Source organism: Pseudomonas sp. (assembly GCF_049590575.1).
In the GTDB taxonomy this organism is placed as follows: Bacteria; Pseudomonadota; Gammaproteobacteria; order Pseudomonadales; family Pseudomonadaceae; genus Aquipseudomonas.
The window spans coordinates 1-19,707 of record NZ_JBAWDE010000046.1 but is presented as its reverse complement, the minus strand read 5'-3'; the positions used below and the strand labels follow the sequence as shown (position 1 = coordinate 19,707).

Below are 19,707 nucleotides of genomic sequence, written 5' to 3'. Positions count from 1 at the left end.
CCTTCAGCTCAATTGCGCTTCGGCCAACGTGAGTGTGCGCGGGATCTGCGTGGCATCCCAGTGCGCAATGCCCCAATCCAGCAGTTCCCGTGGGCTGGCGTGAAGTAGCTCATTGCCGGCTGGCTGGCCAAGCGCGCGCAGGGCTCTCACTAGCAAAGGCGTGGCCTGGTCGGGTGTCAACGGCGGCGAGCGGTAGGATTTGCCCAACTTGTTACCGTCTGGCTGGATGATCAACGGTACATGCAGGTAGCGCGGTTGGCGCAGGCCCAGCAGCTCTTGCAGGTACAGCTGGCGCGGTGTGGAGTCCAGCAGGTCGGCGCCGCGCACGATATCGGTCACCCCTTGCCACGCATCGTCGAGCACCACGGCGAGTTGGTAGGCGTAGAGGCCGTCGCGACGGCGGATGACGAAATCGCCTACATCGCGGCCCAGGTGCTGTCGGAATTCGCCCTGTACGCGGTCGGTAGAGTGGTATTCCAGCTCAGGAACGCGCAAGCGAATGGCGGCGTCTTGCTGATCGTGCCCGGCATTGCGGCACAAGCCCGGGTATATCCCGTGGTAGGGCTCCAGTTGTTTGCGCGAGCAGGTGCAGGCGTAGGCCAGGCCATAGTTGAACAGGTCGTTCAGCACTTTAGCGTAGGCCTCGTGCCGCTCGCTTTGTCGGACGAGTTCACCGTCCCACTCAAAACCGTAGCGCTCCAGGGCATGCAGGATCGCCGCCTGAGCACCGGGTTCTTCACGGGGCGGGTCGAGGTCTTCCATGCGCATCAGCCAGCGGCCGTGGTTGGCGCGGGCATCGAGGTAGGAGGCGAGGGCGGCGACCAGCGAGCCGAAGTGCAAGTGGCCGCTGGGCGTGGGGGCGAAGCGCCCAATATAGGTAGAGGCTGTCATGGGCCGGATACTACTGGAAAATCGGTAAACGCCAGAAACAAAAATGGGGCGTTTGCACGCCCCATTCGTTCAGCTCGGCAGAATTACTTGCCGACCTGTTTTTCCTTGATTTCAGCCAAGGTCTTGCAGTCTACGCAGAGGTCCGCGGTAGGGCGGGCTTCCAGGCGACGAATACCGATCTCGACGCCGCAGGATTCGCACCAGCCGTATTCTTCGTCTTCGATCAGTTGCAGGGTCTTGTCGATCTTCTTGATCAGCTTGCGCTCGCGATCACGGGCGCGCAGTTCGAGGGCGAACTCTTCTTCCTGACTGGCACGGTCTGCCGGGTCCGGGAAGTTGGCTGCTTCGTCCTTCATATGGTCAACCGTGCGGTCAACTTCCTGCATCAAGTCCTGCTTCCACTGCTTCAGGATTTTGGAGAAGTGCTCGCGCATGGGCTTGCCCATGTATTCCTCACCCTTCGATTCAACGTAGGGTTGGAAACCGCTGATGTTCTGCTTTGCTTGGGTGGACATGAATAGACCGCCTCTCACTCTTCTAATCCATTGCGCAGGATTGCAACGTCACCGACACCTGCCGGCCCTGCGGCTGCAAGCGGGCGAACTTACCAGATAGATTCAGGGTGCGCCACTCCCGGTTGTCGAGGCCCGTCGCGTACGGGTTGCAAAGTGCAGTAGCCCGTCGTTGCTGGGTATGTAACGTCTCGAATGTTGATTTTAGTCTTTTTACAGGCACTTGCCGGGTCATCTCTGATGGCCGAGCAGGCAATAGAGCATGTTTTACCGCGAGGGTTCGGTAGAATCCTGATTTTGTCCTCACCGTTAAGGAAGGCTAATGGCTCAGCCCTACAGTGCGCGCAGTCGCGCCATCGAACCCTTTCATGTCATGGCGTTGCTGGCGCGAGCCAATGAGCTGCAAGCGGCCGGCCATGATGTGATCCACCTGGAGATCGGCGAGCCGGATTTCACCACCGCCGAGCCCATCATCCAGGCCGGCCAGGCGGCGCTGGCCAACGGCAAGACGCGCTACACAGCGGCCCGCGGCCTACCCGAACTGCGCGAGGCGATCAGCGGTTTTTACCAGCAGCGCTACGGCCTGAACGTGGATCCCGAGCGCATTCTGATCACGCCGGGTGGCTCCGGCGCTTTGCTGTTGACCAGCAGTTTGTTGGTCGACCCAGGCAAGCATTGGTTGCTCGCGGACCCAGGCTACCCGTGCAACCGGCATTTCCTACGCTTGGTGGAAGGTGCAGCGCAATTGGTGCCGGTCGGCCCGGATGTACGCTACCAGTTGACCGCTGATCTGGTGGAGAAACACTGGAATCAAGACAGCGTCGGCGCACTGGTGGCGTCCCCGGCCAACCCCACCGGCACCCTCCTCACGCGCGATGAATTGGCGGGGCTGTCCAGTGCGATCAAGGCGCGTGACGGCCATTTGGTGGTGGATGAGATTTACCACGGCCTGACCTACGGCACCGACGCTGCCAGTGTGCTGGAAGTCGATGATGAGGCCTTTGTGCTAAATAGTTTTTCCAAGTATTTCGGCATGACTGGCTGGCGCCTTGGTTGGTTGGTGGCGCCCCCGGCTGCGGTCGGTGAGCTGGAGAAGCTGGCGCAGAATCTCTACATCAGCGCACCGAGCATGGCGCAGCACGCCGCGCTGGCGTGTTTTACCGCGCAAACCCTGAGCATTCTGGAGGAGCGTCGCGCCGAATTCGGTCGCCGCCGTGACTTCCTGCTGCCGGCCCTGCGCGAGCTGGGTTTCGGTATTGCAGTCGAACCGGAAGGGGCGTTTTATTTGTACGCTGATATCAGCGCGTTCGGCGGCGATGCCTTCGCATTCTGCCGCTATTTCCTCGAGACCGAGCATGTGGCCTTTACCCCAGGCCTGGATTTCGGGCGCTATCAGGCCGGCCACCATGTGCGCTTTGCCTACACACAAAATCTTGATCGGCTGCAGGAAGCAGTGGAGCGGATCGCCCGTGGCTTACGGAGCTGGCAAGGCTGATGCGCTTTAATCCCCCTCTTGAAGAAGCGCGATTGATTCGCCGCTATAAGCGTTTTCTCACCGATATCGAAACCGTTAAAGGCGAGTTGCTTACCATTCATTGCCCCAACACCGGCTCGATGCTCAATTGCATGGTGGAGGGAGGGCAGGTCTGGTTCAGTCGTTCCGATGACCCCAAACGTAAATTACCGGGTACGTGGGAAATCGCTGAAACACCGCAGGGGCGACTGGCCTGTGTCAACACTGCGCGTGCCAATCAATTGATCGAAGAGGCGTTGCGCGCCGGAGTGATCACTGAGCTAAACGGTTTCACCGCCTTGAAGCGCGAAGTGCCTTACGGCCAGGAAAAAAGCCGCATCGATTTTCGTCTGGATTACCCGAATGGCGCGGCCTTTGTCGAAGTCAAAAGTGTCACCTTGGGGTTTGACGGCTCCACGGTGGCTGCCTTCCCGGATGCCGTGACCCAGCGCGGCGCCAAGCATTTGCGGGAGCTGGCTCACCTGGCCCGGGACGGGGTGCGGGCGGTGCAGCTGTATTGCGTCAACCTGTCGGGCATTGACGCGGTGCGCCCTGCGGTGGAAATCGACGCCGGATACGCCGCCGCGTTGCGCGAAGCCAAGGCAGCGGGTGTTGAGGTGTTGGCCTATGGCGTGCGGGTTACACCTGAGGAGGTCTACGTGGAGCGCCGGCTGGAGGTGTTGCTCGGCGGCTAGAGTTGCACCCACAGCCCCTGTTCGTCTTCACGGCTGGGCAGGGCGGTAAGGCTCTGCCCAGCGCAAGGGCCGGCGATGCACTCGCCACTTTCGATCAGGAACAGTGCGCCGTGGGTCGCGCATTGAATCAGGCTGGCGCTGGCGTCGAGGAAGCGGTCGGGCTGCCACTCCAGTGGAATCCCGCGATGTGGGCAACGGTTGATATAGAAGTAGGCAATGCCGTCGCGGCGTACGGCCAATAGCTTGCAGCCGTCGATCTCAAAACCGAGGCTGCTGTTGGGGGCCAGGTCGCTGGAGGGGCATACAAACTTCATTTCAATCCTCAAGTGCCTTGACGTTCAAATGCAAACAATTATCAAATACCGGCTTCGCCCGTTAGCTGACTGGGCGCTCTGTTCGATGCGTTACAGAGGTTTTCTGTCACATTGACGAGTGCTCGAACGGCCCTGCCCCTGGAAGGAAACCCTGTTATGCGCCTGAGTGCCAGTGCTATTGCGCTTGTTGTCGGACTGCTGGTCAACCACGGGGCGCAAGCCTCCGAACTGCCTCAACGCTGGGTGAGTGCCGGCGGGGCGCTGTCGGAGTGGGTGACCGCCCTGGGCGGTGAGTCGAAACTGGTGGGGGTGGATACCACGAGCCAGCATCCGCAGTCGCTCAAGGCATTGCCAAGCATTGGCTATCAGCGCCAATTGTCGGCGGAAGGTATTCTGAGCCTGCGCCCACAGGTACTGGTCGGCACCGAAGAAATGGGGCCGCCGCCGGTGTTGGCGCAGATTCGCAATGCGGGCGTGCAAGTGGAGATGTTCTCGGCGCAGCCGGATTTGCCAACCCTTAAAGGCAACTTGCAGCACCTGGGCAAGTTGCTCGGCAATGAAACCCAGGCCAGCCAATTGTTTACCGGATACGAGCAAGCACTCGTTCAACAGAAGAGCTGGGTGGCCAAGGCCCAGGCCGCGCAAAAGGCGCCGGGCGTGTTGCTGTTGCTGGGGCACGCCGGGGGTAAGCCGCTGATCGCCGGCAAGGACACCGCCGCCGATTGGATGTTGCAGCAGGCGGGTGGGCACAATCTGGCGACCCACACCGGTTACAAACCCTTTTCGGTGGAATCGCTGGCGGGGTTGAGCCCTGACGTGCTGGTGTTTGCCGATCGTGCCCTGACCGGCGATGCGGCGCGCGCGGCGTTGTTCAAGGAAAACCCGATCCTGGCATCGACGCCGGCTGCCAGGAGTGGTCGGGTGTTCGAGCTTGATCCTACGTTGCTGGTTGGTGGCTTGGGGCCGCGCCTGCCGCAAAGTCTGGTGAAGCTGTCGGAAAGTTTCTATCCGTCCCAGGCTAAACCTGCCCCATGACCACTCTGGTTAAACCGCGAGCATTATTTATCGGGCTGGCGCTGCTGTGTGTCCTGGCGATCTGGCTTTCCCTGGCCCTCGGGCCGGTGAGCCTGCCGCTGCTGGACACGCTCAAGGCGGCGTTGCGCTTGATCGGCGTGCCGATCCAGGCCCAAGGCCTGGAGCAGGCCGAGCTGATCCTGGGGCAGATTCGTTTGCCGCGCACGTTGCTCGGCTTGGCGGTAGGCGGTGTGCTGGCCCTGTCGGGCGTGGCCATGCAGGGATTGTTTCGCAACCCGCTGGCGGATCCGGGGTTGGTGGGAGTTTCCAGCGGCGCGGCGCTGGGCGCAGCGGTGGCGATTGTCGGCGGTGCGTTTTTTGGCGGTTTGCCGGATGCGTTCGGGCCTTACCTGTTGTCGCTGTGTGCCTTTCTCGGAGGCTTGGGGGTGACTGCGCTGGTCTACCGTCTGGGACGGCGCAACGGCCAGACCAATGTCGCGACGATGCTGCTTGCCGGTATTGCGCTGACGGCGCTGGCCAGCTCTGCAGTAGGCCTATTTACCTACCTGGCGGACGACGCGACCCTGCGCACCCTGACGTTCTGGAACCTGGGCAGCCTCAACGGCGCCAGTTATTCAAGGTTGTGGCCGTTACTGCTGGTCAGCGCCGGTGTGGCGCTGTGGTTGCCGCGTCGGGCCAAAGCGCTGAATGCGCTGCTGCTTGGCGAATCCGAGGCCAGTCACCTTGGGATCGACGTGGAAAGGCTCAAGCGTGAGCTGGTGTTCTGCACGGCGCTAGGGGTGGGCGCGGCAGTGGCTGCGGCGGGCATGATCGGCTTTGTGGGGTTGGTGGTACCGCATCTGGTGCGCCTGCTGGCGGGGCCTGATCATCGCGTGCTGTTGCCCGCCTCGGTATTGGCGGGCGCGAGCCTGTTGCTGTTTGCCGACTTGGTCGCACGCCTGGCGTTGGCGCCGGCTGAATTACCTATTGGTATTGTCACTGCGTTTATTGGTGCGCCGTTTTTTCTTTACCTGTTGTTGCGAGGGCGTGCCTGATGTTGCGAGTCGAAGACCTGCATATCCGCCGCGGTCGGAAAACCGTATTGGCGGGCATCACGCTGGACGTGTTGCCGGGGCAAGTCCTTGGCGTGCTCGGGCCCAATGGCGCCGGCAAGAGTACGTTGCTCGGTGCTTTGTGCGCCGAGCTACAACCCGATCAGGGCAAGGTTTGGCTGGACCAGATGGCACTCAAAGACTGGAGCGGAGCTCAGCGGGCACAGCGCTTGGCGGTGCTGCCGCAAACCTCGACGCTGGATTTCGCTTTTCGTGTGGAGGAGGTCGTCGGCATGGGCCGCTTGCCCCATCAGACGGGGAAGGTGCGCGACGACGAGATTATCGACGCGGCGCTGCAGGCCGCAGATGTCGGGCACTTGAGTGGCCGCAGTTACCTGGCGTTGTCCGGTGGAGAGCGCCAGCGCGTACACCTGGCGCGGGTGCTGGCGCAGCTATGGCCGGGTGAGGCAGGGCAGACGTTGCTGTTGGATGAGCCGACTTCGATGCTCGACCCTTTGCATCAACACACCACGCTACAGGCCATTCGCACCTTTGCGGACCGCGGTGCGGCAGTGCTGGTGATTCTTCATGACCTGAACCTGGCAGCTCGTTACTGTGATCGGATTCTGTTGCTGGAGGAGGGGCGCGCCCACGCGTTGGATACGCCGGCAGAGGTCATGCGACCTGGGCCGCTGAAAGCTGTGTTTGGCCTGGATGTATTGGTGCAGCCACACCCTGAGCGCGGGCATCCGCTGATCATTGCGCGCTGAGCGTTATTACGCTTCGCTTCCTGCTGGCAGCTTTTTATAGACAAAAAAAGACCCGGCAAAAGCCGGGTCAAATAACCGTGATTAGCCTGATGAGGAGATAATCTGAGAGTCCGAACCAATGGTCTTTCAGTTATCGGCTGATCTCGCGACCAGTTGTGATAATCATAACGATTCTCATTTGAGAGTCAACATTTGTTTTGACTGTGTCTTGGAGTTTCCTCAAACGGTCGTTCGGAATGCCTGTAAGTATTGGTCTTGCAGCCCAATCTAATTCTTCTGTCGCGCCGCGATAGCGTCCAACTGGCGGTTCAAGGCTTCCTTGCGCTCAGTCGGAATGTCGTTCCAGTGCACGTCCATCAACGCCCCTTCGATGGCGTATAGCAGCACTTTAGACGCTCGGAAACCGCGCGTGCGTACAGCCCGGTAGGCGTCCACCGCCCCCAGACGGCGCAGGTCCGACGCACTGTGGATGCCCACCGCATGCAGCCACTGTGCAGACGTCTTGCCGAGGTTTTTCAGGTGTTGCAGCTCATCATTCATCAAGCCTCCTTGCGACGGCCGAACGGTGCGGTGGGTATCGTGACCAGGCAAGCCTGAAAAGGAGTGTAGCGCTCAGTAGGAAAAGCGTAGTTCTTTGGGCCGAAACGGCCTAAACGCTTATAAGAATAGTGCGGGAATTTTGCTGACAGGCAGGCGCAAGCGCCCGGCACGTCTGGACGTAGCCGGGGCAGGAGAGGTGGTATTTACTTGGTGCGGTAACGCAGGCGAGTGCCGAAATTGACCGACATGAGGATCTCGTCGGCGGTCAATTCAGGCGGGAAGTAGGTGCCGGAGATCTGCGCATGGGCCAGGCTGGCGCCTTCCAGCGAGCAGTCGCGCAAGTCCAGGCCGCGCAGGTCAGCGGAGCGGAAATAGGCGTCGGTGAAGTCCACACCGGTGGCATTCAGCTCGCGCAGGTCGAGCCCACGGAAGTCGCCGCCGCGCATGTCGATGGCGCCGTCTTTCGGGCGTTCCTGATTGAACCCTCGGATATCGTCTTTATGCAGGAGCGAGTAGAGCGGGGTATCGAGAAGCTTGGGCTGACTCATGACGGCGACTCCTGTTGGATTTATGACGCCATTATAGTGCCACTATTGCCTGGCCGTGCGCCTAAGTAGGCGACACGACCAAGAAATTTTTCTTACAAACCTGGCAGGCGCTGGCGAATTTGAGCGACCAGGGCGTCGAGGGTTCCGCTTTGATTGGTCTCCACGCGTTTGCTCAGCAGCAGTTCTTCGGCTGTCAGCGGGTCGCGATTGGCCTGCTGTTCTTCGATAACCGCAAGCGTGGCGTCAGACGGGTCGTTTTGTTCTGCCTGACGTTGCTCCAGCCAGCTGGTGATAACAGCCTGCGGCGCGTTGCAATCCAGGATCAGGAAAGGCGCACCGGTGGCTTCGGCAACCTTGGCGGCGGCGTCGCGTTGTTGGCGTTTGAGGAAGGTCGCATCCAGCACTACCGGGTAGCCGGCGCGCAATACGGTATCGGCGATTTCATTCAGCCGGGCGTAGGTTGCCGCGCTTGCGTCAGCGGCATAGATACCGGCCTCAGGCGAGTTTTCCACCTGCTGCTCGCCGAACAGGCGCTTGCGCTCCACATCCGAACGCACGCGCACGGCGCCCAGTGCTTCCACCAGACGCATGGCAACGTGGCTTTTGCCTACAGCCGAAACGCCGTGGGTAACTGCCAGGAAGCGCGACGGAATAGTGCTGTAGCTTTCCGCCAGGTTGGCATAGTTGCGGTACTGGCGCAGCGTGGTGGCGCGTTGTACCGGGCTGGCTTCGCTCGGCATGCTGAACAACGAGACCTTGGCCCGTACCAGCGCGCGGTAAGCCTTATAGAAGTTGAGTACTTCAAGGCCCTGATAATCACCGGTCAGTTCCAGGTACTGGCTGATAAAGCGTCGCGCCAGGGATTTGAGGCCACGGTCTTCGAGGTCCATCGCCAGGAAGCCGGTATCGGCATACACGTCGGTGAAGCGGAAAGGCTCGTTGAACTCGATGCAGTCGAAGATCACCACGTGGCCATCGATCAAGGTCGCGTTGCCCAGGTGGATATCACCGTGGCATTCACGGGTGAACCCGTCCAGCTTGCGCTGCGCCAGCAATGGCTTGAGGCGTTCGAAGCTGCTTTCAGCCCAGGCTTGCAGGGCTTCCAATTGAAGCAGGTCAGCCTTGTCGCTGAGGAACGGGCGGATCTGCTCGAAGTTCTGCCGCACCGGCGCCATCACCTCGTCCGGGGTGCCGGCCGCGTGGGCCTGCGGGACTTTCGGCGCGGTGAGATGGAAGTGCGCGATCTGCTTGGCCATTTCATCGATGTGCGCGCTGGTCAGTTCGCCGTTGGCCTGCAAGGTGCTGAGCAGTTGGCTTTGCGGGAACTGCCGCATTTTCAGTGCGTACTCGATGGCCGGGCCTTCGCCGCCCAATTGCGGGGCTTCGGCCGTGCCGGTGATCGGCAAAACTTCAAGATACAAATCTTCGGTCAGACGCTGGTTAAGGCGCAGCTCTTCATTGCAGAAGTGACCCCGATCGGCCAGTTGGGTGAAGTCCAGGAAGCCGAAGTTCATCGGCTTCTTCAATTTATAAGCGTAGGGGCCTGTCAGGATGACCCAGGAAATGTGGGTTTCGATGACTTGGAACGCTTCAACCGGATGAGGGTATAAAGCCGGGTTTTGCAGGGCAGCGATCAGGGACTGGCTCACGGGCGATCCTTCAAAGTCTGGGGGAAATCTTGGCGGGCATTATGGCGGTTACAGCCTGTCGTGCAAACCGCTGTCCGGCTCATGTTGATCATCAATAAAGTGCGTATAATCCGCCGCCATGACTCGAACCCGATCTCCCCGTTCCCGTAAAAAACCTCCTTCCCGTGGCCTGCGCCCATGGCTCGGCTGGGCGCTCAAGCTCGGCCTGGTTGGCCTTGTGGTGCTCGCCGGCTTCGCGGTGTACCTCGACGCTGTGGTCCAGGAGAAATTCTCCGGCAAGCGCTGGACCATTCCAGCCAAGGTGTATGCACGCCCGCTGGAATTGTTCACCGGCCAGAAGCTGAGCAAGGATGACTTCCTCACCGAGCTCGATGCCCTGGGCTACCGCCGTGAACCCGTGAGCAATGGTCCGGGTGCCGCCGCTGTCAGCGTTAATACCGTCGACTTGAATACGCGCGGCTTCCAGTTCTATGAAGGCCTGGAAAAAGCCCAGCCGGTACGCGTGCGCTTCTCCGGCGACTACGTGGCCGAGCTATCGTCACTCAATGGCTCCAAGCTGCCGGTGGTGCGCCTTGAGCCGCTGATGATCGGCGGGATTTATCCGAAGAACCTCGAAGATCGCATCCTGATCAAGCTCGATCAGGTGCCGCCGTACTTACTGGAAACCCTGGTTGCCGTGGAAGACCGCGACTTCTATAGCCACTGGGGTGTTTCGCCGAAGTCGATTGCCCGCGCGGTCTGGGTCAACACGTCCGGCGGGAAGATGACCCAGGGCGGCAGTACGTTGACGCAACAATTGGTCAAGAACTTCTACCTGACCAACGAGCGCAGCCTGACCCGTAAGCTCACCGAAGCCATGATGGCAATGCTGCTGGAGCTGCATTACAGCAAGCAGGAAATCCTAGAGGCCTACCTCAATGAGGTGTTCGTCGGCCAGGACGGCCAGCGCGCAGTGCACGGGTTTGGTCTTGCCAGCCAGTTCTTCTTCGGCCAACCGCTGTCCGAGCTGAAGTTGCATCAGGTCGCATTGCTGGTGGGGATGGTCAAGGGGCCGTCTTACTACAACCCGCGTCGCAACCCTGAGCGTGCATTGGAGCGCCGCAACCTGGTGCTCGATGTCCTTGAGCAGCAGGGTGTTGCTACCGCCGAACAAGTGGCCGCGGCCAAGAAAATGCCACTGGGTGTGACCACGCGCGGCAAGCTGGCGGACAGTTCCTTCCCGGGCTTTATCGATCTGGTCAAGCGCCAGTTACGCGAAGACTACCGCGACGAAGACTTGACCGAAGAAGGCCTGCGGATCTTCACCAGTTTCGACCCGATCCTGCAGATGAAGGCCGAAGCGTCGGTCAACGACACCTTCAAACGCTTGACGGGCCGTAAAGGCTCCGATGAAGTCGAAGCGGCCATGGTGGTGACCAACCCGGAGACCGGCGAAGTCCAGGCCATGATTGGTAGCCGCCAGGCCAGTTTCGCCGGCTTCAACCGCGCGCTGGATGCCGTGCGGCCGATCGGCTCGCTGGTCAAGCCGGCGGTCTACCTGACGGCGCTGGAGAAACCGAGCAAATACTCGCTGACCAGTTGGCTGTCGGATGACCCGTTGTCGGTCAAAGGCGCCGATGGCCAAGTGTGGACGCCGCAGAACTTTGATCGCCGTTCCCACGGTACGGTGTTCCTGTACCAGGGGCTGGCGCATTCCTACAACATTTCCACTTCCCGCCTGGGGCTGGAAGTGGGCGTGCCGAACGTGCTGAAGACGTTGGCGCGCCTGGGCATTACCCGTGAATTCCCGGCCTTCCCGTCGATCCTGCTGGGGGCCGGTGCAATGACGCCGATGGAAGTGGCGACCATGTACCAGACCCTCGCCAACGGTGGTTTTAATACCCCGATGCGCGGCATTCGCAGCGTACTGACCGCCGAGGGTGAGCCGCTCAAGCGCTACCCGTTCCAGATTCAGCAGCGCTTCGACGCGGGTTCCATCTACCTGATCCAGAACGCCATGCAGCGCGTGATGCGTGAAGGTACTGGCAGCTCGGTCTATAAAGTCCTGCCGTCCAACCTGACATTGGCGGGCAAGACCGGTACCAGTAACGACTCGCGCGACAGCTGGTTCGCCGGTTTCGGCCAGGATGTGCTGGCAGTGGTGTGGCTGGGCCGTGACGACAATGGCAAGACGCCATTTACCGGTGCGACCGGTGCGCTGCAGGTCTGGACCAGTTTCATGCGCAAGGCCGACCCGTTGCCGCTGAACATGCCGCAACCGGACAATATCGTGCAGGCCTGGATTGATCCGCACTCAGGGCAGGGCTCCGATGCCAACTGCCCAGGCGCGGTGCAGATGCCGTATATTCGCGGCAGCGAACCACCACCCGGCCCCGCGTGCGGTGGCAGTGCCCCTGCTGACGCGGAATCGGTGATGGACTGGGTCAAGGGCTGGATGAATTAAGCAAAGAGGGTTTCAAGTGAACAAGTGGTGGATTCCAGCTATTACAGCTCTGGCTTTGCTCAACGGTTGCGCCAGCGTGCAGCGCGGCTCGATTCCCGTGGTGGATTCGAGCAGCGCTGTCTCCAACAACGACCGGATTTCGGCCAATGGCGGGTTCCGCCAGACCGTGACCAACCGTCCAGCCCAAGCCGCAACCCAGGCTGTGCCGCAGGATTCGGGCGTGGTGGTGATGGTCCCGGGGGCGGGTTCTGCCACCTCGGCGCCGATCAGTGCTGAACCGTGGACGCCAGGGCCGAGCACGTCCGGGCCGATTGACACCGCGCCAGTTCAAGCGGCGCCGATCAACCAGGGCAACTACAACATGCCGTCTACGCCAAGCGGCATTCCGTCGGCCGCAAGCTCCGGCGGCCTGTCGGCTGACGAGCAACTGGATGGTCCGGTGCTGTCCTTGCTCACTACCGCCCAGCAACAGCAGGCGGGTGGCGACTTGAATGGCGCATCCTCGAGCCTTGAACGCGCCCAGCGTGTTGCGCCGCGCGAGCCGCAAGTGCTGTATCGCCTGGCGCAAGTCCGCATGGCCCAGGGCGATGCGCCGCAAGCCGAGCAGTTCGCCCGTCGCGGCCTGAGCCTGGCCAACGGTCGTCCCGACCTGCAAGCCAGCCTGTGGGTGCTGATTGGCGATGCGCGCGCTGCACAAGGTGATGCCGCCGGCGCTGCGCAGGCTCGCCAGAAAGCCAAGGTCAGCCTCTGATGGATGCACGGTTTCCGGCGATTGCTGAACAGTTATTGCTGATTGAGCGCGAATTGCGCGTGCAGGGCTGGTGGGACGAAGTGCCTCCTAGCGTTGAAGCGCTCAGCAGTGTCGAGCCGTTTTCGGTGGATACCCTGGACTTCCACCAGTGGCTGCAGTGGATCTTCCTTGTGCGCATGAAGCAGATCCTCGAGCAGGACCTGCCATTGCCGAATGCTTCCGGGATTACGGAAATGGCCGAGATGGTCTATGCCGACCGGCCGCTGGAGAGCCTGGGTTTGCGCAATGCGCTGAAAAAGTTCGACCAATTGATCGTCGACGCTCGTTAATTGCCTGACTGCCGGGTTTTCCGGCAGTCTTGCGCACATTTCTACCGCTTGACGACATTCAGGCGAGTTTTATCCCTCCTCAAAGCCCTTTCTTCTGCGTTCTCATGCGCTTAGTTGGAAAAAAGCGCAATTATTGCTTGACTTGAAGGGGCTGAAACAGAAGAATCCAAAGTCCGCTGTATCGGGACTGCCAGAAGCAGCCCCGCTCAGCAGATCATGAGGCGCACATCCGCGCCGACCTGTAACACCCGCAACGCGTTACCTCGCGCTGGGTGGGAAAAGCCCGCAACACTTGGGACGATCCCAATACTTGCTCAGTCAGTGCTGACGTAGTCGGCGACCACCGTCGCTCATGCTCTGTTGAGAAGTAAACCTATTAAGACCCGTCGGTTTTCAACGGACGGTATTCTGGCGTTTTAGAGGTGAACAACGTGGAGCTTTTATCTGGCGGTGAGATGCTCGTCCGCTTTTTGCGTGACGAAGGCGTCGACTATATCTACGGGTACCCAGGTGGTGCTCTGCTGCATGTCTACGACGCACTGTTCAAGGAACCGGCTGTTACCCACATCCTGGTTCGCCACGAACAGGCCGCGACCCATATGGCTGACGGTTACGCCCGTGCCACCGGTAAAGCCGGCGTGGTACTGGTAACGTCCGGCCCAGGCGCAACCAATGCCATTACCGGCATCGCGACTGCTTATATGGACTCCATCCCGATGGTGATCATTTCCGGCCAGGTCGCGAGCACCATGGTCGGTACCGATGCATTCCAGGAAACCGACATGATCGGTATCTCCCGGCCGATCGTGAAACACAGTTTCATGATCAAGCATGCGTCGGAAATCCCGGAAGTCATGAAAAAGGCCTTCTACCTTGCGCAGTCCGGTCGCCCGGGTCCTGTGGTGGTCGATATCCCTAAAGACATGACCAACCCGGCTGAAAAGTTCGAGTACATCTTCCCGAAGAAAGCCAAGCTGCGTTCCTACAGTCCGGCCGTTCGTGGGCACTCGGGCCAGATCCGCAAGGCGGCAGAAATGCTCCTGGCGGCCAAGCGCCCAGTGCTGTACTCGGGTGGCGGTGTGATTCTGGGCGGCGGCTCCGCGCCGCTGACCGAATTGGCCAAGCTGCTCAACCTGCCGGTAACCAACACCTTGATGGGCCTTGGCGCCTTCCCGGGTTCGGACCGTCAGTTCGTCGGCATGCTCGGCATGCACGGCAGCTACACCGCCAACCTGGCCATGCACCATGCCGACGTGATCCTGGCGGTAGGTGCGCGGTTCGATGACCGGGTGATCAACGGCGCGAGCAAATTCTGCCCGAATGCCAAGATCATCCATATCGACATCGACCCTGCGTCCATCTCCAAGACCATCAAGGCCGACGTGCCGATCGTTGGGCCTGTGGAAAGCGTGCTGACCGAAATGGTCGCCGCGCTCAAGGACATCGGCGAAACGCCGAACAAGGAATCCGTTGCCAGCTGGTGGAAGCAGATCGACGAATGGCGCGGTGACCGCGGCCTGTTCCCTTACGACAAAGGCGACGGCAGCATCATCAAGCCACAAACCGTGATCGAAACCCTGTGCGAAGTGACCAAGGGCGATGCCTTTGTAACTTCCGATGTGGGCCAGCACCAGATGTTCGCCGCGCAGTACTACAAGTTCGACAAGCCTAACCGTTGGATCAACTCCGGTGGTCTGGGCACGATGGGCTTTGGTTTCCCTGCGGCCATGGGTGTGAAGCTGAGCTTCCCGGACACTGACGTTGCGTGCGTTACCGGTGAAGGCAGCATCCAGATGAACATCCAGGAACTGTCGACGTGCCTGCAGTATGGCCTTCCGGTGAAAATCGTCTGCCTGAACAACGGCGTACTGGGCATGGTTCGTCAGTGGCAGGACATGAGCTACGGCAGCCGTCACTCCCACTCCTACATGGAATCGCTGCCGGATTTCGTAAAATTGGTTGAAGCCTACGGCCACGTCGGCATTCGCATCACCGATTTGAAAGATCTGAAGCCGAAGATGGAAGAAGCGTTCGCCATGAAGGACCGCTTGGTATTCCTCGATATTCAAGTGGATACCAGTGAGCACGTCTACCCGATGCAGATCAAAGACGGCTCGATGCGCGACATGTGGCTGAACAAGACGGAGCGTACTTAATCATGCGGCACATTATCTCCCTGCTTCTGGAGAACGAACCCGGCGCTCTGTCTCGTGTTGTCGGCCTGTTTTCGCAACGCAACTACAACATCGAAAGCCTGACCGTGGCGCCGACCGAGGACCCGACCCTGTCGCGCCTGACGTTGACCACCGTAGGCCACGATGAGGTGATCGAGCAGATCACCAAGAACCTCAACAAGCTGATCGAGGTGGTCAAGCTGGTCGATCTTTCGGAAAGTGCCCACATTGAGCGTGAGCTGATGTTGGTTAAGGTCAAGGCCACGGGAGCCCAGCGTGCCGAGATCAAACGGACTACCGACATTTATCGCGGGCAGATCGTCGATGTGAGCGCCAGCGTTTATACCGTTCAACTGACCGGCACAAGCGACAAGCTGGACAGCTTTATCCAGTCGATCGGGACAGCCTCGATTCTGGAAACCGTACGCAGTGGTGTCACCGGGATTGCCCGTGGCGACAAAGTACTCAGCATCTAACCCAAATTAGCGAATGGCCTCACGGCCTGGATATATAGAGGAACCTCATGAAAGTTTATTACGATAAAGATTGTGACCTGTCGATCATCCAGGGCAAGAAAGTCGCCATCATCGGCTACGGCTCCCAGGGTCACGCGCAAGCTTGCAACCTGAAAGATTCCGGCGTTGACGTGACTGTTGGCCTGCGCAAAGGCTCGGCCACTGTTGCCAAGGCTGAAGCCCACGGCCTGAAAGTGACTGACGTTGCTTCGGCCGTTGCTGCTGCCGACCTGGTCATGATCCTGACCCCGGACGAGTTCCAGTCCGCGCTGTACAAAAACGAAATCGAGCCGAACATCAAGAAGGGCGCCACCCTGGCCTTCTCCCACGGCTTCGCAATCCACTACAACCAGGTAGTGCCGCGCGCCGACCTCGACGTGATCATGATCGCGCCGAAAGCACCGGGTCACACCGTGCGTTCCGAGTTCGTAAAGGGCGGCGGTATCCCTGACCTGATCGCGATCTACCAGGACGCGTCGGGCAACGCCAAAAACGTTGCACTGTCCTACGCCGCTGGCGTTGGTGGCGGCCGTACCGGCATCATCGAAACCACCTTCAAGGACGAGACCGAAACCGACCTGTTCGGCGAGCAAGCCGTTCTGTGTGGCGGTACCGTTGAGCTGGTCAAAGCCGGTTTCGAAACCCTGGTTGAAGCTGGCTACGCGCCGGAAATGGCCTACTTCGAATGCCTGCACGAGCTGAAGCTGATCGTTGACCTCATGTACGAAGGCGGTATCGCCAACATGAACTACTCGATCTCCAACAACGCCGAGTACGGTGAGTACGTGACTGGCCCGGAAGTAATCAACGCCGAATCCCGTCAGGCCATGCGCAACGCCCTGAAACGTATTCAGGACGGCGAGTACGCCAAAATGTTCATCAGCGAAGGCGCAACCGGCTACCCTTCGATGACCGCCAAGCGTCGTAACAACGCCGCTCACGGTATCGAAGTTATCGGCGAGCAACTGCGCTCCATGATGCCGTGGATCGGTGCCAACAAGATCGTCGATAAAGCCAAGAACTAAGTCGAACGTATCCAGAGAAACGCGGCCTAGGCCGCGTTTTTTCGTTTGAGGGCGGGTTCTGGTATAAAGCTGCATCGTTTGCGGGCGAACACGCGCCGTAAGTATCTGTCGAACTCTTTTCACACCGTTGCAAGGTAAAGTCCATGACCGAACGTCCCGAAGAGCCACGCCAGGCCTCTGACGCCGAAAGCCTGCTACCGATCGATGAACATGTCGAAGAAGGGCATGACGCGGAAGGTCGCAAGGTCCGGCATCGTGGCATCTATTTGCTGCCCAATCTGTTTACCACGGCGAACCTGTTTGCCGGGTTCTATTCCATCATCAACTCCATGAGCGCTCAGAGCGCATTGGCAGCGGGTGATGCGGTGAGTGCCAGCAAGTATTTCGGTTTTGCTGCTATCGCCATTTTCGTCGCCATGGTGCTTGATGGCCTGGACGGCCGTGTGGCCCGTATGACCAACACCCAAAGCGCATTCGGTGCCGAGTATGACTCGCTGTCGGACATGGTTGCCTTTGGTGTCGCGCCTGCGCTGCTGGCGTTTGCCTGGGCGCTGGGTGATATGGGCAAGGTCGGCTGGATGGTTGCTTTCATCTATGTCGCGGGGGCCGCGCTGCGTCTGGCGCGTTTCAATACGCAGGTAGGAACTGCCGACAAGCGGTACTTCATCGGGCTCGCCAGCCCGGCGGCTGCCGGCGTGGTGGCGGGTATCGTCTGGGCATTCAGTGATTACGGCATCCAGGGTTCGAAGATGTCGTTCCTGGTGGCCTTGATGGTTGCGGCGGCCGGCATGCTGATGGTCAGCAACATCAAGTACAACAGCTTCAAGGAATTTGACCTGAAGGGGCGGGTGCCTTTTGTTGCGATTCTTGTAGTGGTGCTGGTATTTGCGGTCGTGTTCAGTGATCCGCCGCGTATTTTGCTGTTGGCGTTCCTGGCTTACGCAGCGTCGGGGCCGATTCAATACTTGCTGCATCTGCGCCGCGACAAAACATTGCCTTAATGTAATTTCCCCCATACTCCGCAGTCTATTGGTGCATCAGTCCTCCAATGCTGCGGAGTTGCCATGTTAATCAAGATCCCCAAAGCGTCCGATTGCAATGAGTCGGGTGTCACCCCCGAATCCTTTTACCTCTCTCGCCGCAGCTTGCTCGGTGGTGCGCTTGCCGGGATTGCCGCTGGCAGCCTGCCGCGTTGGGCCGGCGCGGATGAAGCTGCGCGTTATCCCGACGTAGAGCCGAGTAAGGCGCCTGGATGGTTTGCCGAGAAACTGCCGGCTACCCAATGGCAGGCCGTGACGGTAAAAGACGAAGCTATCACGCCGTTCAAGGACGCCACCCACTACAACAACTTCTATGAGTTCGGTACAGGCAAGGGCGACCCGGCGACGAACGCAGGGTCACTCAAGACCGAACCCTGGAGTGTGGTGATTGATGGGGAGGTCGCGAAGCCGGGGCGTTATGCCCTGGAAGACTTCATGAAGCCCTATCAGCTGGAAGAGCGAATCTACCGTTTGCGCTGCGTCGAGGCGTGGTCGATGGTCATTCCGTGGATCGGCTTTCCGATCTCGGCCTTGCTCAAGCAGGTTGAACCGACTTCCAAAGCCAAGTACATCCGCTTTGAAACCCTGCAGGATCCCAAGAGCATGCCGGGGCAGCGCTCTAGTTTTGGCTTGATCGATTGGCCTTATGTCGAAGGGTTGCGCCTGGATGAGGCGATGAACCCGTTGGCGATTCTTGCCGTGGGCATGTATGGGCGCGAATTGCCTAACCAGAATGGCGCGCCGTTACGGTTGGTGGTGCCATGGAAATATGGCTTCAAGAGTGTGAAGTCGATTGTGCGGATCAGTCTCGTCAGCGAGCAGCCGAAAACAACGTGGCAGAGTATTGCGGCGGATGAGTACGGTTTTTACGCGAACGTGAACCCGACAGTCGATCATCCTCGCTGGACGCAGGCGCGCGAGCGTCGTCTGCCCAGTGGCCTGTTCAGTCCGAATGTACGCGAGACGCAGATGTTCAACGGTTACTCGGATGAGGTCGCTTCTCTATATTCCGGTCTTGATCTGCGGAAGAATTATTGATGCGTTATCCGATCTGGCGCGTGGGCGTCTTTCTAACGGCGGCGGTGTGGCCTTTTTTCTGGCTGTATGAAGCATGGAGTTCTGTGCTCGGGCCTGATCCGGGCAAAGTCCTGATGGATCGGTTGGGGCTTGGGACATTGATTCTGTTGCTGGTCACATTGGCCATGACGCCACTGCAGAAACTCAGCGGGTGGGCGGGGTGGATCGCCGTTCGCCGACAGCTGGGGTTATGGTGCTTTGCGTATGTGGTGCTGCACCTGGCAGCTTATTGCGTTTTCATTCTGGGGCTTGATTGGTCGCAGTTCGGGGTGGAGTTGCGTAAGCGGCCTTACATTATAGTGGGGGCGCTTGGGTTTCTTTGCTTATTGCTGCTGGCTGTGACCTCCAATCGCTACAGTCAGCGCCGGCTGGGCAGTCGTTGGAAGAAGCTGCATCGCCTGGTGTATGTGATTCTTGGGCTGGGGCTGCTGCACATGTTGTGGATCGTGCGGGCCGACCTTAAGGAGTGGGCTATCTACGCCTTTATAGGGGCGCTTCTGTTGGTACTGCGGATTCCGCCCGTGATGCGCCGGATTCCTCGCCTTATCGCGAAAAAAACAGTTTCTGTCACAAAAGCGTAATTAGGGCTTGACGGCAGATTCTGGAAGTCTATAATTCGCCCCACTTCCGGCGCAGTCGAAACGGAAAACTCCTTGGTAAACAAAGAGTTATGCGAGATTCGACAGTGAGTTGCTTCAGTTCATCGAAGCCCAGAAGGAGTTGATAGAGCGGTGTTGTTTGGCTCTATTAACGTTTCGATCTTCTCGGTCGAAAGCGGAGAAAAAGAGGTGTTGACAGCAGCGTGTAACGCTGTAGAATTCGCCTCCCGCTAACGAGAGATCGGAAGCGCAAGTG

At 59.6% G+C, this 19,707-nt stretch carries 20 protein-coding genes; 14 read left to right on the top strand and 6 right to left on the bottom strand.

Annotated elements, in window-relative coordinates:
• Window positions 1-3: 3 nt before the first annotated feature.
• On the bottom strand, window positions 4-891 hold the full coding sequence (gluQRS, locus tag WBR57_RS03465; RefSeq protein WP_424082138.1) for a tRNA glutamyl-Q(34) synthetase GluQRS: 888 nt from the start codon (window positions 889-891) through the stop codon (window positions 4-6).
• 83 nt (window positions 892-974) lie between these two features.
• Complete coding sequence (gene dksA / locus WBR57_RS03460) at window positions 975-1,406, bottom strand: RNA polymerase-binding protein DksA (RefSeq protein WP_053137742.1); 432 nt, start codon at window positions 1,404-1,406, stop codon at window positions 975-977.
• 319 nt (window positions 1,407-1,725) lie between these two features.
• On the opposite strand from dksA, the gene WBR57_RS03455 reads away from it, so the two are divergent.
• On the top strand, window positions 1,726-2,898 hold the full coding sequence (locus WBR57_RS03455) for a pyridoxal phosphate-dependent aminotransferase (RefSeq protein ID WP_424082136.1): 1,173 nt from the start codon (window positions 1,726-1,728) through the stop codon (window positions 2,896-2,898).
• Entirely contained in the window at window positions 2,898-3,611 is a 714-nt protein-coding gene (gene sfsA / locus WBR57_RS03450; RefSeq protein ID WP_424082134.1) for a DNA/RNA nuclease SfsA, read from the top strand. The genes WBR57_RS03455 and sfsA overlap by 1 nt, the downstream gene beginning before the upstream one ends.
• Here sfsA and WBR57_RS03445 read toward each other — a convergent pair.
• Window positions 3,608-3,925 carry a Rieske (2Fe-2S) protein gene (locus WBR57_RS03445; protein ID WP_424082132.1) on the bottom strand — a complete coding sequence of 106 codons (318 nt, stop codon included), beginning with the start codon at window positions 3,923-3,925 and terminating at the stop codon, window positions 3,608-3,610. The genes sfsA and WBR57_RS03445 overlap by 4 nt on opposite strands.
• Before the next feature lie 156 nt (window positions 3,926-4,081).
• Between WBR57_RS03445 and WBR57_RS03440 the strand changes: the two genes are divergently transcribed.
• From WBR57_RS03440 to WBR57_RS03430, 3 genes are read left to right on the top strand one after another with little or no spacing between them, the layout of a single operon-like run.
• Window positions 4,082-4,960 (top strand): heme/hemin ABC transporter substrate-binding protein, encoded by an 879-nt coding sequence (locus WBR57_RS03440; RefSeq protein WP_424082130.1) that lies wholly within the window; start codon window positions 4,082-4,084, stop codon window positions 4,958-4,960.
• Window positions 4,957-5,994 carry a FecCD family ABC transporter permease gene (locus WBR57_RS03435; protein ID WP_424082128.1) on the top strand — a complete coding sequence of 346 codons (1,038 nt, stop codon included), beginning with the start codon at window positions 4,957-4,959 and terminating at the stop codon, window positions 5,992-5,994. Before WBR57_RS03440 ends, WBR57_RS03435 begins: the two co-directional genes overlap by 4 nt.
• Window positions 5,994-6,761: a heme ABC transporter ATP-binding protein gene (locus WBR57_RS03430; RefSeq protein ID WP_424082126.1), complete on the top strand. Its 768-nt coding sequence runs from the start codon at window positions 5,994-5,996 to the stop codon at window positions 6,759-6,761. Before WBR57_RS03435 ends, WBR57_RS03430 begins: the two co-directional genes overlap by 1 nt.
• A 267-nt stretch (window positions 6,762-7,028) precedes the next feature.
• Here the strand turns inward: WBR57_RS03430 and WBR57_RS03425 are convergent, their stop codons facing one another.
• The 3 genes from WBR57_RS03425 to WBR57_RS03415 form a co-directional block, all read right to left on the bottom strand.
• Window positions 7,029-7,301, bottom strand: a complete 273-nt coding sequence (locus tag WBR57_RS03425) for a TfoX/Sxy family protein (RefSeq protein ID WP_424082124.1) — start codon at window positions 7,299-7,301, stop codon at window positions 7,029-7,031.
• Window positions 7,302-7,504: 203 nt separating this feature from the next.
• Entirely contained in the window at window positions 7,505-7,849 is a 345-nt protein-coding gene (locus WBR57_RS03420; protein WP_424082122.1) for a pentapeptide repeat-containing protein, read from the bottom strand.
• Between the two features lie 92 nt (window positions 7,850-7,941).
• On the bottom strand, window positions 7,942-9,498 hold the full coding sequence (locus tag WBR57_RS03415) for an AAA family ATPase (RefSeq protein ID WP_424082119.1): 1,557 nt from the start codon (window positions 9,496-9,498) through the stop codon (window positions 7,942-7,944).
• A 118-nt stretch (window positions 9,499-9,616) separates the two neighbouring features.
• On the opposite strand from WBR57_RS03415, the gene mrcB reads away from it, so the two are divergent.
• The 9 genes from mrcB (at window position 9,617) to msrQ (ending at window position 19,433) form a co-directional block, all read left to right on the top strand.
• Window positions 9,617-11,941 (top strand): penicillin-binding protein 1B, encoded by a 2,325-nt coding sequence (gene mrcB / locus WBR57_RS03410; RefSeq protein WP_424082117.1) that lies wholly within the window; start codon window positions 9,617-9,619, stop codon window positions 11,939-11,941.
• Between the two features lie 16 nt (window positions 11,942-11,957).
• Window positions 11,958-12,692, top strand: a complete 735-nt coding sequence (locus WBR57_RS03405) for a tetratricopeptide repeat protein (protein ID WP_424082115.1) — start codon at window positions 11,958-11,960, stop codon at window positions 12,690-12,692.
• Window positions 12,692-13,021 carry a YqcC family protein gene (locus tag WBR57_RS03400; RefSeq protein ID WP_424082113.1) on the top strand — a complete coding sequence of 110 codons (330 nt, stop codon included), beginning with the start codon at window positions 12,692-12,694 and terminating at the stop codon, window positions 13,019-13,021. Before WBR57_RS03405 ends, WBR57_RS03400 begins: the two co-directional genes overlap by 1 nt.
• A gap of 431 nt (window positions 13,022-13,452) precedes the next feature.
• Complete coding sequence (locus WBR57_RS03395) at window positions 13,453-15,177, top strand: acetolactate synthase 3 large subunit (RefSeq protein ID WP_424082111.1); 1,725 nt, start codon at window positions 13,453-13,455, stop codon at window positions 15,175-15,177.
• A gap of 2 nt (window positions 15,178-15,179) precedes the next feature.
• Window positions 15,180-15,671, top strand: coding sequence for an acetolactate synthase small subunit (ilvN, locus tag WBR57_RS03390; RefSeq protein ID WP_003176102.1), 492 nt, complete (start codon window positions 15,180-15,182; stop codon window positions 15,669-15,671).
• Window positions 15,672-15,718: 47 nt separating this feature from the next.
• On the top strand, window positions 15,719-16,735 hold the full coding sequence (ilvC, locus tag WBR57_RS03385) for a ketol-acid reductoisomerase (RefSeq protein ID WP_003176099.1): 1,017 nt from the start codon (window positions 15,719-15,721) through the stop codon (window positions 16,733-16,735).
• 143 nt (window positions 16,736-16,878) lie between these two features.
• Window positions 16,879-17,736 carry a CDP-diacylglycerol--serine O-phosphatidyltransferase gene (gene pssA / locus WBR57_RS03380; protein ID WP_424082109.1) on the top strand — a complete coding sequence of 286 codons (858 nt, stop codon included), beginning with the start codon at window positions 16,879-16,881 and terminating at the stop codon, window positions 17,734-17,736.
• 63 nt (window positions 17,737-17,799) lie between these two features.
• Window positions 17,800-18,813 (top strand): protein-methionine-sulfoxide reductase catalytic subunit MsrP, encoded by a 1,014-nt coding sequence (gene msrP / locus WBR57_RS03375; RefSeq protein WP_424082107.1) that lies wholly within the window; start codon window positions 17,800-17,802, stop codon window positions 18,811-18,813.
• Window positions 18,813-19,433, top strand: coding sequence for a protein-methionine-sulfoxide reductase heme-binding subunit MsrQ (msrQ, locus tag WBR57_RS03370; protein WP_424082105.1), 621 nt, complete (start codon window positions 18,813-18,815; stop codon window positions 19,431-19,433). The genes msrP and msrQ overlap by 1 nt, the downstream gene beginning before the upstream one ends.
• The last annotated feature ends 274 nt before the right edge of the window (window positions 19,434-19,707 follow it).

Coding starts and splice junctions, on each gene's coding strand:
- gluQRS (WP_424082138.1), bottom strand. CDS start 891: ATGACAGCCTCTACCTATATTGGGCGCTTCGCCCCCACGCCCAGCGGC.
- dksA (WP_053137742.1), bottom strand. CDS start 1,406: ATGTCCACCCAAGCAAAGCAGAACATCAGCGGTTTCCAACCCTACGTT.
- WBR57_RS03455 (WP_424082136.1), top strand. CDS start 1,726: ATGGCTCAGCCCTACAGTGCGCGCAGTCGCGCCATCGAACCCTTTCAT.
- sfsA (WP_424082134.1), top strand. CDS start 2,898: ATGCGCTTTAATCCCCCTCTTGAAGAAGCGCGATTGATTCGCCGCTAT.
- WBR57_RS03445 (WP_424082132.1), bottom strand. CDS start 3,925: ATGAAGTTTGTATGCCCCTCCAGCGACCTGGCCCCCAACAGCAGCCTC.
- WBR57_RS03440 (WP_424082130.1), top strand. CDS start 4,082: ATGCGCCTGAGTGCCAGTGCTATTGCGCTTGTTGTCGGACTGCTGGTC.
- WBR57_RS03435 (WP_424082128.1), top strand. CDS start 4,957: ATGACCACTCTGGTTAAACCGCGAGCATTATTTATCGGGCTGGCGCTG.
- WBR57_RS03430 (WP_424082126.1), top strand. CDS start 5,994: ATGTTGCGAGTCGAAGACCTGCATATCCGCCGCGGTCGGAAAACCGTA.
- WBR57_RS03425 (WP_424082124.1), bottom strand. CDS start 7,301: ATGAATGATGAGCTGCAACACCTGAAAAACCTCGGCAAGACGTCTGCA.
- WBR57_RS03420 (WP_424082122.1), bottom strand. CDS start 7,849: ATGAGTCAGCCCAAGCTTCTCGATACCCCGCTCTACTCGCTCCTGCAT.
- mrcB (WP_424082117.1), top strand. CDS start 9,617: ATGACTCGAACCCGATCTCCCCGTTCCCGTAAAAAACCTCCTTCCCGT.
- WBR57_RS03400 (WP_424082113.1), top strand. CDS start 12,692: ATGGATGCACGGTTTCCGGCGATTGCTGAACAGTTATTGCTGATTGAG.
- ilvN (WP_003176102.1), top strand. CDS start 15,180: ATGCGGCACATTATCTCCCTGCTTCTGGAGAACGAACCCGGCGCTCTG.
- ilvC (WP_003176099.1), top strand. CDS start 15,719: ATGAAAGTTTATTACGATAAAGATTGTGACCTGTCGATCATCCAGGGC.
- pssA (WP_424082109.1), top strand. CDS start 16,879: ATGACCGAACGTCCCGAAGAGCCACGCCAGGCCTCTGACGCCGAAAGC.
- msrP (WP_424082107.1), top strand. CDS start 17,800: ATGTTAATCAAGATCCCCAAAGCGTCCGATTGCAATGAGTCGGGTGTC.
- msrQ (WP_424082105.1), top strand. CDS start 18,813: ATGCGTTATCCGATCTGGCGCGTGGGCGTCTTTCTAACGGCGGCGGTG.